This is a genomic window from Embleya sp. NPDC020630 (assembly GCF_044334985.1).
Taxonomy (GTDB): Bacteria; Actinomycetota; Actinomycetes; order Streptomycetales; family Streptomycetaceae; genus Embleya.
In genome coordinates this window covers 20,102-35,441 of record NZ_JBIRUB010000025.1, presented here as the reverse complement: position 1 = coordinate 35,441, position 15,340 = coordinate 20,102, and the positions used below count along the sequence as shown (strand labels likewise).

At 69.9% G+C, this 15,340-nt stretch carries 12 protein-coding genes and 3 pseudogenes; 8 read left to right on the top strand and 7 right to left on the bottom strand.

Annotated features, from left to right (window positions below; genetic code table 11):
* Nucleotides 1-607: 607 nt before the first annotated feature.
* Together ACH4XV_RS41995 and ACH4XV_RS41990 are read left to right on the top strand one after the other, a co-directional pair.
* Nucleotides 608-1,639 (top strand): transposase, encoded by a 1,032-nt coding sequence (locus ACH4XV_RS41995; protein WP_395798784.1) that lies wholly within the window; start codon nucleotides 608-610, stop codon nucleotides 1,637-1,639.
* A 279-nt stretch (nucleotides 1,640-1,918) separates the two neighbouring features.
* On the top strand, nucleotides 1,919-2,122 hold the full coding sequence (locus ACH4XV_RS41990; RefSeq protein ID WP_395798782.1) for a hypothetical protein: 204 nt from the start codon (nucleotides 1,919-1,921) through the stop codon (nucleotides 2,120-2,122).
* A 22-nt stretch (nucleotides 2,123-2,144) separates the two neighbouring features.
* On the opposite strand, the gene ACH4XV_RS41985 is transcribed toward ACH4XV_RS41990, so the two are convergent.
* Nucleotides 2,145-2,414, bottom strand: a complete 270-nt coding sequence (locus tag ACH4XV_RS41985; protein WP_395798780.1) for a hypothetical protein — start codon at nucleotides 2,412-2,414, stop codon at nucleotides 2,145-2,147.
* 553 nt (nucleotides 2,415-2,967) lie between these two features.
* Here ACH4XV_RS41985 and ACH4XV_RS41980 point away from each other — a divergent pair.
* The 5 genes and pseudogenes from ACH4XV_RS41980 to ACH4XV_RS41960 all read left to right on the top strand — a co-directional run bounded on the left by ACH4XV_RS41980 (nucleotide 2,968) and on the right by ACH4XV_RS41960 (nucleotide 7,788).
* Entirely contained in the window at nucleotides 2,968-3,564 is a 597-nt protein-coding gene (locus tag ACH4XV_RS41980) for a PP2C family protein-serine/threonine phosphatase (protein ID WP_395798778.1), read from the top strand.
* Between the two features lie 653 nt (nucleotides 3,565-4,217).
* Nucleotides 4,218-5,249 (top strand): GlxA family transcriptional regulator, encoded by a 1,032-nt coding sequence (locus tag ACH4XV_RS41975; protein WP_395798776.1) that lies wholly within the window; start codon nucleotides 4,218-4,220, stop codon nucleotides 5,247-5,249.
* 42 nt (nucleotides 5,250-5,291) lie between these two features.
* Nucleotides 5,292-5,693, top strand: a complete 402-nt coding sequence (locus tag ACH4XV_RS41970) for a GNAT family N-acetyltransferase (protein WP_395798774.1) — start codon at nucleotides 5,292-5,294, stop codon at nucleotides 5,691-5,693.
* Between the two features lie 96 nt (nucleotides 5,694-5,789).
* A pseudogene (locus ACH4XV_RS41965) lies at nucleotides 5,790-6,502 on the top strand (methyltransferase domain-containing protein).
* A gap of 353 nt (nucleotides 6,503-6,855) precedes the next feature.
* Nucleotides 6,856-7,788, top strand: a complete 933-nt coding sequence (locus ACH4XV_RS41960; RefSeq protein WP_395798772.1) for a hypothetical protein — start codon at nucleotides 6,856-6,858, stop codon at nucleotides 7,786-7,788.
* Nucleotides 7,789-8,130: 342 nt separating this feature from the next.
* On the opposite strand, the gene ACH4XV_RS41955 is transcribed toward ACH4XV_RS41960, so the two are convergent.
* The 5 genes and pseudogenes from ACH4XV_RS41955 to ACH4XV_RS41935 all read right to left on the bottom strand — a co-directional run bounded on the left by ACH4XV_RS41955 (nucleotide 8,131) and on the right by ACH4XV_RS41935 (nucleotide 12,969).
* Nucleotides 8,131-8,691 (bottom strand): TetR/AcrR family transcriptional regulator, encoded by a 561-nt coding sequence (locus ACH4XV_RS41955; protein WP_395798770.1) that lies wholly within the window; start codon nucleotides 8,689-8,691, stop codon nucleotides 8,131-8,133.
* Between the two features lie 243 nt (nucleotides 8,692-8,934).
* Nucleotides 8,935-9,665 (bottom strand): annotated as a pseudogene (locus ACH4XV_RS41950) (M4 family metallopeptidase); the annotation flags it as partial.
* Between the two features lie 254 nt (nucleotides 9,666-9,919).
* The gene (locus ACH4XV_RS41945) at nucleotides 9,920-11,311 is read right to left on the bottom strand and encodes a DUF4082 domain-containing protein (RefSeq protein WP_395798768.1); all 1,392 of its coding nucleotides are present in this window, start codon (nucleotides 11,309-11,311) and stop codon (nucleotides 9,920-9,922) included.
* Nucleotides 11,312-11,528: 217 nt separating this feature from the next.
* A complete protein-coding gene (locus ACH4XV_RS41940) occupies nucleotides 11,529-11,726 on the bottom strand; it encodes an ATP-binding protein (protein ID WP_395798766.1) in 198 nt (65 codons plus the stop codon).
* Between the two features lie 55 nt (nucleotides 11,727-11,781).
* The gene (locus ACH4XV_RS41935) at nucleotides 11,782-12,969 is read right to left on the bottom strand and encodes a HAMP domain-containing protein (RefSeq protein ID WP_395798764.1); all 1,188 of its coding nucleotides are present in this window, start codon (nucleotides 12,967-12,969) and stop codon (nucleotides 11,782-11,784) included.
* Between the two features lie 691 nt (nucleotides 12,970-13,660).
* On the opposite strand from ACH4XV_RS41935, the gene ACH4XV_RS41930 reads away from it, so the two are divergent.
* Nucleotides 13,661-14,515: a carbohydrate-binding protein gene (locus ACH4XV_RS41930; protein ID WP_395798873.1), complete on the top strand. Its 855-nt coding sequence runs from the start codon at nucleotides 13,661-13,663 to the stop codon at nucleotides 14,513-14,515.
* A 34-nt stretch (nucleotides 14,516-14,549) separates the two neighbouring features.
* Here the strand turns inward: ACH4XV_RS41930 and ACH4XV_RS41925 are convergent.
* Nucleotides 14,550-15,320 (bottom strand): annotated as a pseudogene (locus ACH4XV_RS41925) (transposase).
* Nucleotides 15,321-15,340: the final 20 nt, after the last annotated feature.

Here is a 15,340-nt window from a genome sequence, read left to right as displayed (position 1 = left end):
CAATGGCCGGCACGCGGGCCAGTTGGGCCGTCTCGGCGGCAGGGTCCCTCTCCCGACCGCCGGCTCATCCCGGAGCGATCCGCACCGGCGCATCTCGCGCCGGCAGAGGGCGCGCAATGCCAAGCGGAGGGCGCGCAATGCCAATGACTCGACAGCAGCGCTTGGGCAGGGTGGGTTTCAGGAAGGATTCCCGCGCGAATCACGAGGAATTCGGTTCGATTGATCCGAGGAGGTACTCGGTCTCGAACTGTCCCACCCGGGTTTCGACTTCACCGTACTGACCGGCTTCCGTAGCCGCCTACTGGGGCACGGCCTGGAGGAGAGGATCCTGGACCTGCTCCTCGAACGGCTCGTGCAGCTTGGCCTGGTCTCCTCCGGCGGCCGTCAGCGAACCGACTCCACCCATGTACTGGCGGCGGTTCGCTGTCTCAACCGGCTCGAACTCGTCGGAGAGGCGCTTCGCGCGGCCCTGGAAGCGCCGGCGGTCGCCGCACCGCAGTGGCTCGGGCGGTGGATCGATCCGGCCTGGCGGCGACGGTACGGAGCACGGATCGACGCTTACCGCCTACCGGCCGCGGAACGGGAACGCGAGGCGTTGGCAAGGCAGATGGCTTCCGACGGGTATCGGCTGCTCGAAGCCGTCCTCGCGGAGGGGGCGCCCGGTTGGCTGCGGGAGATGCCCGCCGTGTCGACGCTGCGAACGCTCTGGTTGCAGCAGTTCACCCGGGTTGTGACCGACGGGACCGAGGACGTGGCCTGGCGGGGAAGGGACGATCTTCCGCCGGGCGGATCCCTGATCGCCTTGCCCTACGACCCCCACGTCCGTTACTCGCGCAAGGGCGAACTCACCTGGATCGGCTACAAGGTCCACGTCAGCGAGTGCTTCGCCGGCCCGGAGGACACCGAACAACCGCACCTGATCACGCACGTCGTCACCACCGACGCCACCGTCAACGACGCAAAAGTCGTCGATACCGTCCACGACCGCCTGTCCGACAAGGATCCGATGCCGCGCGAGCACCTCCTCGACGCCGGCTACACCTCCGCCGAACTCCTGATGACCGCGCCCGTCACACACGGCGTCACCATCGTCGGGCCGGTGCGCGGCAACAGGACCCGCCAGTTTGTCCGCGCGGAGGGCTACGACAAGGACTCCTTCACCATCGACTGGGACACCAAGCGGGCCACCTGCCCGAACGGTGCCGTCAGCCGCTACTGGACCGAAGGATCGGACCACAACAGGCGGCCCGCGATCCGCATCCGCTTCCTCGCCACCACCTGCGCGCCCTGTCCCGCACGCGACAAGTGCACTCGCTCCGAACTGTACGGCCGGCAGCTGACCGTCCGCCCGCGGGATCAAGACGCCCTGCTCCAACGTGCGCGGGCCGAGCAGGACACCGCCGACTGGAGAACACGCTACGCGGCCCGGGCAGGAGTGGAGTCCACCATCCACCAGACCGTCGCCGTCGCCGCCGCCGGCACCCGCAAGACCCGATATATCGGCCTCGCCAAGACCCATCTCGCGCATGTCCTCACAGCCGCAGCCGTCAACCTGATCCGACTCGACGCGTGGTGGATAGGGACCCCACTTGCATCCACCCGAACCTCACACCTGCCGGCTCTCGAACTCGTGGCATAGCCGAATTGGGCAACAGGGTCATCGAAGGGTTCTACAACCAGCGCCGACGACACTCAGCCCTGGACTACATGACCCCGGTACAGTTCGAAACCGACACCCACCCGCCGAAGCTGATCTCCTCACCCCCGAGTCCGTGAAACCGGGGCAACATCACCTTCGTTGTGATCGTCCTCCGAGGGTGACGACGACAGCCGCCACACTCACCGGAACACCGCGTTCGAAGCGTCCCTGAAAGCCCTCGCCCGGGACAAGGACGGCCGACCCGCGCCCGGGGTGGTGGTGACCTTCACGGTCCGATCCGGCCCGACCGCGAACGCCACCTTCCCCGACGCACAACCCACCTGCACCGCGATCACCGGCTCCGACGGGACCGCCACCGCCCTATCCCTGACCGCCGGCCCCACCCCCGGCGACCTCGAAGTCACAGCCACCACAACCCCCAACGCCGCCTGCACCTTCCACCTCACCATCGACACCACGTAGACCCACTTGCCGGCAAGTGGGTCTACGTGGTGTCGATGGTGGCCGTCGGCCGGGCGTTGCGTCTGCTGTCGAGTCGCGTCGCGGTACACCGTGTCCCGGGGCGCGCCAGCGCCGGTGAACCGGCCCTGCGCCGGTTGCGGGCCGCGTTGCTCACGGCGTTCACCCTGCCGGCCGCCCACCTGACGAACCGCACGGACGCGGCCGACCGCGTACTCGTCGACGCGCCGAAGGAGCCGGGCGCCTGGTCGTCGACGATGTCCGGCGCGTCGTCGCTCTTGAACCGGATTACCAACGCCTGCTCGTGGACGCCCCACCACCCACACCGGCATGGTGCTGTGCGGGGCGGGCTCCGAGCGCATCCTGGCATGGGCTCCCGTGCCGCGTCCCCGTCCGCGTCCTGACCTGGCCGCAGATGCCACGTCTGGAGGCGTCTCAAGTCCTGGGCGTGCTGGGTCTGTTCCACCCGTTGTGGGATGCCGTCGCCGACGAGGATGTGCCCATGCGGACCAGATGTGCGCGCGGGGCACTTCCGTTCCTGGGCGAAGATCACGTCCCATCTGTACGCGGCCCGCCGCCGCGAGCCCGGCATGAACGCGGACCGCGCCCTCCTGGCCTGGGCCTGCTCCCGTCTGGGTTCTCCTTTGTGACGACACAAACCGCCGCGTTCCGCCATCCGTGATCGAAGGACGAAGCATGGGCCCGAACGGAGCCCACCCGCCGGCCGACGTGACCCGCCCCACCCCCGGCGTTCCGCCACGGCTCGACGCCGTTTCGCGGACGGCCTGGGGCGCCGGCCGTGAGAAGCGCCCCCCGGGGCCTGCGTTCCGATGGAGCCGGCGTACGAGATGGGCGGTGACGCGTTCGAGTACGCGGTCGACGGGGACACCGCGCACCTGGCCGTGTTCGACGCGATGGGCCACGACACCTCCGCGGGCCCGACCGCCGCCCTGGCCCTGGCGGGTTGCCGCAGCAGCCGCCGGCACGGCGCGGGTCCGGTGGCCACGAGCGAGGCGATCGAGGCCGCCCTGCTGGAACAGTTCGGCCGCAGCCGGTACGCCACCGCGATCCTGGCCGAACTCGCCCTGCCCACCGGAGCCCGTGGTCATCACCCGCCGGTGCTGATCCGCAGCGGCCGGTGGGTCGCCACCCTGGAACGCCCGCCCGCACACCCGATGGGCACGGCCATGGGCCTGCCCGTCGAGTTGTACGAGGAACAGCTCGAACCCGGCGACTGGGTGCTGCTCTACACCGACGGCGTCACCGAGGCCCGCAACCCCCGGGGGGAGAGCTTCGGCCTCGACCGGTTCGTCGACTTCGTCATCCGGCACATGGCCGACGGCCTGCCCGCACCCGAGACCCTGCCCCGGCTCATCCGGGCGATCCGCGAATATCACCACGACCGACTCCGGGACGCGCTCCCGAGGCCCACCGCCACGCGCTGAGCACGCCGAAGCCCCAGGACCGTTCCGAGGTCGAAGGTGACGCCGGCCTCCGGGGAGGCCAGGCAGCAGCCGACAGGGCCACCAGGTCCCGTACTGGAAGGAGAAGGCCGCGCGCCTGGCCGGCACGGAGAAGACCCTCACCGCGCGGTGGCGCGAGTGATGGCGCGATCCGTGGGGTGCCTGTCGTAGACGCCTTGAACCGAACACCCCCAGGCTGGGGGCATGACCACACGACAGATCCGACCCGAGCCCACGACCCACACAACCGACCGCGATTTCCGAGACTCCCGGGTTACCGGCGAAGCGACAACCGAAGCGGATCGGATTTCGCCGGCCGCGACCGTTCTTCCCACCCCAACCCGCGCAGCGCCGCAACCACGCGCGTCGCCCGCGCCCGGCGCCGGGCCGGACCCCGCACCGGCCCCCGAATCGGAAGTACTCGCGACCGGCCGTGCTCCGTTCGCCGGCCGCCGACGCCGCCGCGGCGAGGCCGGCTCCGCCGACCTCTCGCACACCTCCGCGCTGCCGCCCGCAGTGATCGCGCTGCTGCACTGGGGCCCGCCGATATGACGCCGGACAGCCGACCTCGCAATGGCACGATCGGTGGGACGCCTGATCTGGACGTCACGGCGTCGAGCACGCAGGGTGGACCCATGACCGGACACCGCGTGGCCTTCCTGATCTTCGACGGCTTCGAACCGCTCGACCTCGTCGGCCCACACAGTGTCTTTTCCCATGTCCCGGACTACACCAGCCGCATCGTCGCCTCCCATGCCGGAGCGATCAGGGGCGCCGGCGGCATTCCGGTCCACGCCGACACCTCGCTCGCCGACCTCGAACCGTACGACGTAGACACCCTTGTGGTTGTGGGTGGTCCCGGCGTACGCGGCGCGTGCGCCGACCCTGTCCTGGTCAACTGGATCGCCGACACCGCACGACACGCCCCGCGGATCGCGTCCGTGTGCACGGGCGTGTTCCTGCTCGCCGCCGCCGGGCTCGTCGACGGCCACCGAGTCACCACCCATTGGCGGCAGGCCGAGGAACTCGCCCGCGCCCACCCCGACGCGATCGTCGACGCCGACCCCATCTTCATCCGACACGGCCGACTGTGGACCTCCGCCGGAGTCACCGCCGGCATGGACCTCGCGCTCGCCCTCGTCGAACACGACCACGGCCACGAGATCGCCCACCGCGTGGCCCGTGACCTGGTTTTGTTCCTGCGTCGCCCAGGAAGCCAATCCCAGTTCAGCGTGCCGTTGTGGAGTGCCCGCCCCGCCCCGTACACGCTGCGCCCGGCCGTCGACGCGGTGCACGCCGATCCCGGTGCCCGGCACACCATCGACGAGTTGGCCCGCCGGTGCGGCCTCAGCCCGCGCCACTTCCAACGTCGCTTCACCGCCGACCTGGGCATCCCGCCCGCCGGCTACGTCGAACGGGTACGCGTCGAAGCTGCCCGGCGCGCCTTGGTCGAGAGCGACGAGCCGATCGACACCGTGGCCCGGCGCTGCGGCTTCGGCAGCGCCGAGACGCTGCGCCGCACCTTCCACCGTCACCTCGGCGTTCCACCCTCCGACTACCGGGACCGGTTCCGGACCACCGACGGAACCGACCACTCCCGCGACCGTCGGGCCACCGACCCCACGAGCGACATCGGCACGGGCCCACTGGACCTCGAGCACCCATGAACGTGGCCCTCTTCGAAGCCCGCCTCGGCGTAGGGTGGCGTCGTGCCGGAATCGAAGCGGCCGGATGCCGACCATGCCTCTGCGGTCCTGTCCTTCGAGGTGGCGAACCGTGACTACTTCGCCGCCTCGGTCTCGGATCGCGGCGACGAGTACTACGACCGCTTCGCCGACCGGCACGCCGCCCTGCTCGTCGAACAAGAGGCCGGACTCCGCCTTCTACGTACTCGTCGCCGAGGATGGCTCGATCCTGGGCCGGTTCACCTGTACGACCTCAAGGACGGTAGCGCCGACATCGGTTACCGGGTCGCACGGCACGCCACCGGCCGGGGCGTGGCGACGGCGGCCGTCCTGGGGTTGTGCGGGTTGGCGAGAACGCGGTACGGGCTGCGCACGCTGCGGGCAGCAGTGGCCCTTGCCAACACCGGGACTGGCTTGCCGCGGTGACCGAATACCGTCGCGAGTGAGAATCGACGCGGGCGGAGGGTCGCGGGCTTGGTGCAGGCCGGCTCTCCTCGCCGGCGAGACGCACCGGTAGCGGTGATGATCGTCGACGACGGCGGCGGCGCCGAGCGCGCGTGTTGCGGGTCCGACGGGGTGACCGTCGACGCCGGATTCGGCGCCGACCTGTACTCCGACGAGGCCCGCGACGAACTGCCCGCCGACGCGGTCGCCGCGTCGCAGGGCTGCGGAAACCCCACCGCGGTCGCCGAACCGCGAGAGGGCGAGAGGGTCCTGGACCTCGGCTCGGGCGGCGGCATCGACGTCCTGCTCTCCGCCCGTCGGGTGGGCCTCACCGGCCGCGCGTTCGGGCTCGACATGACCGAGGAGATGCTCGCCCTCGCCTTCGCCAACAAAGCGAAGGCCGGCACGACCAACGTCGAATTCCTCAAGGGCACCACCGAGGCCATCCCGCCAACCTGTCCGTCGACAAGCCCGCCGTGTTCGCCGAGACCTTCCGTGTCCTGGCGCCCGGCGGACGCATCGGCGTCTCCGACGTCGTCGCCGACGACGTGCTCACGGCCGAACAGCGCGCCGAACGCGGCGACTACGTCGGCTGTATCGCCGGCGCCCTCTCCTTCGCCGAATACCGCGCCTGACTGGAGGCCGCCGGATTCGTCGACGTCGACATCACCCCACCCACCGTCGCCGACGGCATGCACTCCGCGATCGTCCGCGCCGTCAAACCACCCACCGACCCCGACGGTGCGAGCGACGCCGCCGCGAACGCCGCGGCCGACCGCTCCCGCCGCTGACGTGACGACCGGTCCCACGAACGACGGCGCCCGGTCGCCCGCCGCCGACCCGCACGCGGCCCCGAGGTCAGGGGGCAACCGTCACCGCGCTCGGCGGGAAGCGCGAACGGATCGGGCGCGCGCCGCATCACGGCTGCGCCGTACGATTCCGCGGTGCACCCCTCGGGCCCAACCCCCCGCCTGTCGCAGGACAGGGGAGCGCGGCGTTGTCGAACGTCGGCGTTTGCCCGGCGCGACGGGTCGGCACGGGCGATACTGGGGCGCATGTCGTGCCCGGGGGGGCTTTTATGGTGATTCGGTTTCGTACAGCGGTGATTCATGATCCGGCGGCCGGTGGCATGGAAGGTGCCACCGTGTTGGTGCCGCAGGGGTGGCGGCTGGACGGCGGGTTCGTGTGGACGCCGTATCTGTCGATGCAGGCCAACCTGCTGTTGCGGCTCGGTGATCCGGTGAGCGGCGCGGAGGTCCGGACCCTTCCGGCGCAGCAGTTCGTGTGGCCGGAGCAGCAGTTGCCGGGCCTGGTCGCACAACCCGGCAGCACCTGGAACGGGTCGGTGATGGTGCCACCGCCGGCCGACCCACTGGACTTCGCCCGGACCGTGCTGTTCCCCGGGCCATTGTCGCACCTGGCCTTTGCCCGGCTGCTCGACGTCCGCGACCTGTCGAGCCTGGCCGACGCGATCTCGCGGGGGGTGCCGCCGAACATCACCGTACGGGCCGTACGACTGCGATTCGCCCACGACGACGCGGGGCAGCGGTGGGAGGAGGACGTGACGGTCGTGCTCAGCTTTGCCGCGTCCGATGGTTGGACCCGCATGTGGTGGAGCGACGGCCACACGATGCGGGCGCCGGCGGGCCGACTCGACAGCTTCACACCCGTGTTGTCGGCGGCTGTGCAGTCGGTGCGAGTGACCCGGGAGTGGCACGCCTACCTGGAGCAGGTGCGGAGCATGTTCCGCCGAGGCATCGTCCAGGAGCAGGCCGACCTGCGGCGACTCGCCGAGACGATGCGCCGCAACCGTGAGGACGCGAACGAGACGCACCGTGCGGCATGGGAGGAACGCGAAGTCGCCCAGGCCCGGCAGAACTTCGCGATCCGCGAGATCCTGGGCGGCGTGGACACCTTCACCGACCCCTTTTTGGGACGGACCGTCGAGTTGCCCGCGGGATCCGCGACCGCCTGGGCCAATGCCCGGGGCGAATATGTGATCGGCGACACCGCCGGATTCGACCCGAGGGTCGGCAGTACCGAGGACTGGCGCCCACTGCGCCGCCACACCCCTTGAGACCCGACGGTCACGCCAACCCGCCACCGGCATGCCGCCGACGGTGGCGGTGGCGACGACGACGGCGCACCGCATCGGTCGTGGCAGGCCGAATGCGGCGGGCACCCGGGCCGAAGGGGCCGGCCGTCCCGCACGTCGCCCGAGGGCAGGCCCGCGCCGCCGGGATGGGGGACACCCACTCGACGGCCGGCGGATGTACGCCGACGGCAGGCAGGTGCCACCGTGCCGCCGGGCGGTCTCCCACGAGCCGCGGGGGCGCATCGCGAACCGGTTCCACGGGCGCGTCGCCGTCGAGGTCCTCGTCCGCGACGCGGCGGGACGACCGCGTCCGGCCCGGCTCGTTCACGACCGCGGGCTGATCCCTCGTACCGTCAGGGCGAGCAGTCGGTTCGCCTCGGCGGCGGGGTCCGGATGATGCTCCGTGGCGAGTGCGAGTCCCGTGACGAGTGTGATCAGGTCGGCGGTGGTCACCCCGGGTGCCACCGCGCCGGCCCGAACGGCACGGCGAAGCAGGGGATCGACCGCCTCGCCGAGCCGCAGCGAGCACGCGTTGACGTGATCCGCGTCGTCCCCTGTGTCCTGGAGCAGTGCATCGGCCATGCCGCGCGCGGAGGTCGCGTACGCGGTGAGCGCGTTCAGCCAGTCCAGCAGGGCCGCCCGGGGATCGTCCGCGTCGGTGAGGTCCACGGCACGGGCGCGCAGGTCGTCGATCCGTTTGCCGAACACGGCCGATAGCAGAGCCTGCCGGCTGGGGAAGTGCCGGCGCACGGTGGCGGATCCGACTCCGGCGGTGCGGGCGATCTGCTCCAGGGAGGCGTTGGCCCCGTGCGCGGCGACCTCCTCCTCCGCAACGGCGAGGATGAGTGCGTAGTTGCGCCGTGCATCCGCGCGCTGGACCGTCATGGCGTTGTCTCCGACCTTGCTAAGTGGCGGGCCCCTCCGTATCGTACTCGAGATAAAGGGCGGGCCCCGTGGTTCACCACCTCGGCGACGAGGAACACCCCGACGCACTCGTCGAGAAGTACAAATCCCTCACTGCACCCGGCAGTTACCTGTTCCTGTTGCACTTCCTCAGACGTCCGGGGGATACACGCATCGACCGCCTGGAAGCCGTCATGCAGGAGAGCCTGGGAAGTGGACGTGTCCCGGCTGAGGGTCCCGGCCGAGTTGGGGATCGTCGTAGGCCGTGCCCGGGGCCTTGAGGGAGTGCAGCGCCCGGCCTTGGAGGGCGGGGCCGAGCAGTCCAGCGCCGATGAGCCAGTCCGCCTGGTCCGCGCTCTGGCCGAGTGAGTACTGCTTGATCAGCGAGCCGAAGACGTCCGAGATCGACTCGTTGAGCGCGCTGGCTTGCCCGTAGTACTCCAGGTCGGCGGTGTACCGGATGACACCGTGGGTGAGTTCGTGGCCGATGACGTCGATCTGGGTGGTGAGGTCGAGGAGACAGTCCCCGAAGCCGTCCCCGAAGACCATCTGCCGGCCGTCCCAAAACGCACTGCCGTACTGCTCGCCGTAGTGGACGGTGGCGTCGAGCGGCAGTCCGGAGTCGTCGATCGAGTGCCGACCGTACGCCTTGAGGTAGAAGTCGAACGTCGTGCCAAGCCCGGCGTATGCGCGGTTGACCGTCTGGTCCCTGGCGGGTTGGTCACTTTCGGCACGCGCCTTCGCGCCGGGCGTCGCGAACTGGTGCCGGGCATCGTGGACGGTGCGACGCGGCCCTTAGGCGGGGGTGCCGGCAGGGGCGTCCGCGGCCGACCCTCCCGATGCGATCCGCCGTTGGATACGCAACGTGGCGTCGTGTTCCAGTGTGCGCCGGGCGGCCTCGTGTGCGAACGGGTTCTCGGATTGGGCGAGCGCGTCCAAATGTGCGGCGGGACGATCGTGCAGAGGGGCGGTTGTTTCCATGCGCATCAATGTGACACACAGTGAGTTTCTTGTCACTATCGGAGATCGGCGTGGGGTTCGGCGGCTCGCCACGCGCAGCGGTTCGCGGGCGGGGCGAAGGCCCGTCGTCGAGATCGCTCCGGCCACCCTGGCCGGATCCCGAAATCGGCTGGGCCGTTGTGACCCATCGCCTCGCCGGCCGGGCCCGGCCGGCGAGGCGATGGGTATTCGATCGCGATGAAGGAACGGTCTAGCTGTTGGTGGTGAAGACGACGTCCACCCAGTAGTTGGTGGCGTTCCGCGAGCTGGTCGGATAGCCGGCCGCGCCGGACTTGTACACGCCGTTGCCGCCGACGCTGCCGGACGCGGGGGCGATGATCGCGCCTCCGACCGCGTCCGTCAATCCGCCCTCGGTGGAGGAGTATCGGCCCGCGGGGGCGAAGTACGAGGCCACGTAGGTGACGTTGGGGTAGATCGGGACCGGTTGGTCGAACGTCACCTGCTGCCAACCCGATTCGGACTCATTGGTGAACGTGGCGGTGGCCATGGGAAACCCCGCGCCCATCCAGATGGTTCCGGTATGCGGGCCGATGTTGCCCGGGCCCTTGTAGAACCGCAGGCCGGTGGCGAACCCGTGCGTGTTGACGCCGAATTTGACGCCGACTTCGATGCCGGTGGCGTCGGTGTCCGCGAGCACGTCCGGAGTCGCGGTCGCCGGCCAGATGGTGCAGGACGGGTTGCAGACCGGTGGCGGGCTGTCGGCTGTCGTGAAGGACCACCTCTTCGTCGGCATCGGGGTGCCGTCGAGGGATTTCACGCCCACCAGGTCGACGAAGTAGGTGTTGGCGGGCGCCAGATGGTAGGTGAGATCGAAGGTGGTGATGCGGGAGGCGGCGTTGTAGGTCGTGCTGCCGGGCCGGCCGCCGCTCTCACCCTGCCAGACCACCCACCGGATGCTGGAGGGTTGCACCTCCCGGTCGAAGGTGGCGGTGATGTTGGTGTCGACCGGGACGGAGACCTCCCCTTGTGCCGGGGAGATCTCGATGACAGCCGGCGCGGGGCCGGGGACGTCGGTGGTGTTGAACACCGGGTCGACCCAGTAATTGGAGTCGTTCCAGGTCGAGTTCGGGAATCCGGCGCCGTAGAGGTACACGCCGTTGCCGCCGGCGGCCTCGCTCGCGGGTGCGGTGAGCGGCCCGCGCACGTGCGCGGTGGTCAGGCCGCCCTGGTCGGCGTTGTACCTGCCGTTGGGTGCCTGGTAGGACGCCACGTAGGTGGTACCGGCGGTGACCGCGACGGGTTGGGCGAAGTTGACCTGTTGCCAGCCCGATTCGGACTCGTCGGTGAACGTGGCGGTGGCCAGACGATCGCCGGCCGCCGACCACAGGGTCCCGGTGTGCGTGCCGGTGTTGGTGGCGTCCTTCCAGAAACGTACGCCAGTAATGTAACCGGCCTGGTCCGCCTGGAACTTGACGCCGAGTTCGGTGGCGGAGGTGTCCGGATCGGGACCGGAGGAGGGCTGTTCGGTCGACGCCCACAGCGTGCATGGGCAGCTGGCCGGCGGGGCCGGGTCGTTCGCGGCCGCCCGGGATGCCCCCGGTGCGGCGATGGTTAATGCGAACAGTAACGCGAGGATTGTCAAAATAGTTGCCCTGTGCGGCCTTGGCCAAGGTATGTACATGAGTGTCCCCCACCCAACGTCAGTTCCCGAGACGGTTGTCCCGGGGCCGAGCCGTGGGAAATTCTGGCGCACGCCCCGGCCCGTTGTCCGGGGTTTGCCCTGCCGCGAAGCGGGCTGCGGAGTTCCGCATCATGGTCCGGGGTGTCATGATGCACATCGCCTCGATCGACCCCGGAGGTCATGTGCCGGGGAGGCGTAGTCGGACCACGAGTCCGCCGCCGTCGCGTGGCTCCGCGGTGACCTCGCCGCCGTGGGCTCGCGCGACCGCGCGGACGATGGAGAGGCCGAGGCCGGCGGCCTTCGTCCGGCGCGCCAGGCGCTCGTCGCCGAGGCGGCGGAACGGTTCGAACAGGGAGGGGACTTCGTAGCGCGGCACGACCGGGTATTTGCGACCTCGACCACCGCCCATCCGTCGGGCGCGGTGTGGCTGCTCAGCCGCACCCAGCCGTCGGACACGTTGTACCGGATCCCGTTCTCCACGAGGTTGTGCGTTCCAGGAGCACGGGGTTCCCCGTCGTCGCGGCCTCCTCGGCGGCGGCTTCGACCTTGACGGAGCCTTCGGACGGCACCTGCGAGGCGAAGTGCTCGACGATGTCCGCCAAGTCGACCAACGACCGGTCCACCACGTCGTGTTCCGAGCGGGCGAGGAGCAGCAGCCCGTCGAAGAGCCGCTCGTGCCGGCTGTTGATCTCGAGCAGGGTCTCGCCCAGGTGCCGCACGTCGTCGGACGCGTCCCGCCGGTAGACCGCGACTTCCAGCAGCGCCTGGTTCAGCGCGAGGGGCGTGCGCAGTTCGTGGGACGCGTTGGCGATGAACCGCCGCTGCCCGTCGAACGAATGGTCGAGCCGTTCCAGCATCAGGTCGAACGTGTCGGCGAGGCGCTTGAGTTCGTCCTCGGGACCGGCCAGCGCGATGCGTTCATGCAAGTTGCGGTCGGCCGCCGGGGCTTCCGCGATGCGGCGCGCGGTGTCGGTCATCCGCTGCAACGGTTGGAGCATGCGCCCGGCGACCAGCCATGCCAGCAGCGTCGCGGCCATTCCGACCGCGGCGACGGCGATGCCGCCCTGGGTCAGCAGCGCGCTGAGCGCGTCGCTGCGGGTGGGCAGGATCGGCGAGCGCAGGCAACGGGTGGCCGAGGCCAAGGAGACGGCCGAAGGGATGCGCATGGGCGACCACCAGGATCGTGGCGGTTGCGGGCGCCCAACGCGAGGCGGATGCCTGGAAGGCGGTTCCCTGGCTCCGCGACTTGGCGGACCACGAGAGGCGAACGCCGCGAGACCAAACAACTTTTGGCCCGTGGGCGAAGCGAGCAGGCCCCACTGCGCGAAGCGGTGGCGCATGCCGGCGCGGAACTGTACGCCAAACTCGAGGACGGCATGGCACGGCTTTCGACCAAGTGCGATCGACTCCGTATCGAGCGCGAGAGATCGGCCGCGCAAGCCGAGGACGGAAGGCGCCGGCACGGCGAGGCAACGTCGGCGCTCGGAAGCGCCGAGAGCCTGGCGACGCACGCCGAACAGGCCCGTGAAGCCGAAGAGGCCAAATTCGCAGCCGCCCGCCGCGACGGCCTGCTCGGCGACCGCGAACATCCCGCCCAGGCGCTGGCCCGGCTCGTCCATGAAGAGGAAACAAACCACGAATCAGGCCGAACAGGCACGCAGCGAGGGGGAACAGGCGCGCGACCGGGTCGCCGCCATCACCGCGGAACGCATCGCCTGCACCGACCTGCTCACCACCGCCCGACAGCGCCACGACCAACTGTCGCAGGAGTGGACCACCCTGGCCCGGGAGCGCCGGCATTCCCCACCTGGTCGGCGGGGTGGTCGTCTGCGGCCCCGTACCCGGCGGCGACCTGGTCGCGCCGGCCCGCCGCGCCGACGTCGCCCTGCCGACGGTGCTCTCGCTCGCCTCGCGCGCTCGACGCCCGAATGATATGTGGACGATAGGGATCGCCGCGTAATTTTCGAAGGGCAATCGGAGTACGCACAATGGGAGAGAGTGTGACGCATGAAGACCTCGGCGGCCATGATCCGATCCCTTGGCCCAGAGCGACGGAGCCCAAGTTCTGCGCGGTGACTGCGGGAAGCGGAATCTTCCCCGTGGAGCCGTACGTACGCGTCGCCCCTCGAGGGACTATCTCGAAGACATCCGCGCAAAGTACTACGACGGCGGTGTTCTGTGTATCGACCCACCCCATCCGCCCGCATAGGTTCGAACCGATCGCGGGCGGTGACCTCGGTGTCGGTGTGAGTCGACGCCGTCGAACCGACGCGCCCGTGCCCGCCGCCGACGAGGAAGGTCGACGTGGACATCGACGACACGGACATCGACAAGCTGTACAGCGAAGGACCGGAGGAAACCGCATCGCGCGGCATCACCCGAAAGAACCTGTTGAAGGCCGCGATCGTGGCGGCGCCGCTGCCGTTCCTGATCGGCGGCGTCCCCGCACTGGCCCGCTCCGCCCGCGACTCGGGTAACGACCTGGCGCCGACGCCGTTCTGCCACGACGGCGACGCGCCCACCATCGAGCAGACGGAGGGGCCGTACTTCAAGCCCAACTCGCCGCTGCGCACGGTACTCGCGACGTCGAGCACCCCGGGCATCCCCCTCACCGTGACCGGCTTTGTCTTCGGTCGGCAGTGTCAGCCACTTGCCAACGTGCTGCTGGACTTCTGGCAGGCGGACACCAACGGGACGTACGACAACGTCGGGTTCGCCTTCCGCGGCCACCAGTTCACCAACGCACAGGGCGCGTACACGCTCACCACGATCGTGCCCGGTCTGTACCCGGGTCGCACCCGCCACCTGCACGTGAAGGTCCAGGCGCCGAACAAGCCGATCCTCACCACCCAGACGTACTTCCCGAACGAACCGCGCAACAACACCGACACCATCTTCGACCCCCGGCTGCTGATGACGGTCCGTCAGGTGGGCTCGGGGCGCGAGGCGTCCTTCGACTTCGTGCTCGACATCAACGGCACACCGCCGACGACCCCGCCCACCGGCCGCGCGTGGAAGGCCGGCGTCAACTACGCGGTGGGCGACCAGGTCACCTACGGCGGCTCGACCTACCGCTGCCTCGTGGCCCACCTGTCCCGACCCGGCTGGGAGCCGCCGAACTACACGTTCCTGTGGCGGCGCATCCAAGGCTTGTCCCGTAATTGATCTCGGGGCGGGTGGATCGGGGTTTCTCGCTGGGTCAGCGGGCGAGGGTGAGGTTGTGCAGGCGGGCGATGCCGAGCATGGCGTGGTGGACGGGCGGCGCCTTCGAGCCGGCAATCGCGGAGGATCTTCCAGGTCTTCATGCGGGCGAAGACGTGTTCGACGCGGGCGCGGACACTGCGGTGTGAGGTGTTGTGTTCGTGTTTCCGGTCGGGAAGTTCGTCCTGGCCGCGTTCGCGGCGATGGGGGACAGGGACGCCGGTGCCGCGGTAGCCGCCGTCGCCGATCACCCGCGCGGTGCCGACGGCAGCCTTGGCACCGGACAACTCCCAGGCCCTGCAGTGGTTGCGGTTGCCGGTGACAGACCGGCCGACCACGACGACCAGGCGGGTGTCGGCGTCGATGACGATCTGGTGGTTCGTGGAGAACGGGTAGTTCTCGGACTTTTCGGCGACTGTGTGGTCGCGAGCGGGGACGAGGGTGCCGTCGACGATCAGCACGTGTCGTTGCGGAAACGCTTGCGTGGCCGGGGGGCGAGCATGGGGCCGAGATGGTCGACGACGCGATCGGCTGCGGACTTCGATGTGCCGAACAGCGGCGCGAGTTGGCGCAGTGTCAGGTTCGTGCGCCAGTACGCCGGGACCAGCAGCACCCGGTCCTCCAACGGCAGTGCCCATGGCCGGCCCTTCCGGGCCGGCTCGGCACCCTCGCGTCGCAACGCGGTGACCAGCTTGCCGAACTGACGCGGGCTCAGCCCGGTGAACGGGGCTGCCCAGGACGGCTCCGACGCCGTGATCACACCGGCCACACCAAGATCATCCCACCCGC

What these genes read in the sequence shown, in the direction of transcription:
- ACH4XV_RS41995 (WP_395798784.1), top strand. Translation starts at nt 608, where the DNA reads ATGGCTTCCGACGGGTATCGGCTGCTCGAAGCCGTCCTCGCGGAGGGG.
- ACH4XV_RS41980 (WP_395798778.1), top strand. Translation starts at nt 2,968, where the DNA reads ATGGGCGGTGACGCGTTCGAGTACGCGGTCGACGGGGACACCGCGCAC.
- ACH4XV_RS41975 (WP_395798776.1), top strand. Translation starts at nt 4,218, where the DNA reads ATGACCGGACACCGCGTGGCCTTCCTGATCTTCGACGGCTTCGAACCG.
- ACH4XV_RS41955 (WP_395798770.1), bottom strand. Translation starts at nt 8,691, where the DNA reads ATGACGGTCCAGCGCGCGGATGCACGGCGCAACTACGCACTCATCCTC.
- ACH4XV_RS41935 (WP_395798764.1), bottom strand. Translation starts at nt 12,969, where the DNA reads ATGGACGAGCCGGGCCAGCGCCTGGGCGGGATGTTCGCGGTCGCCGAG.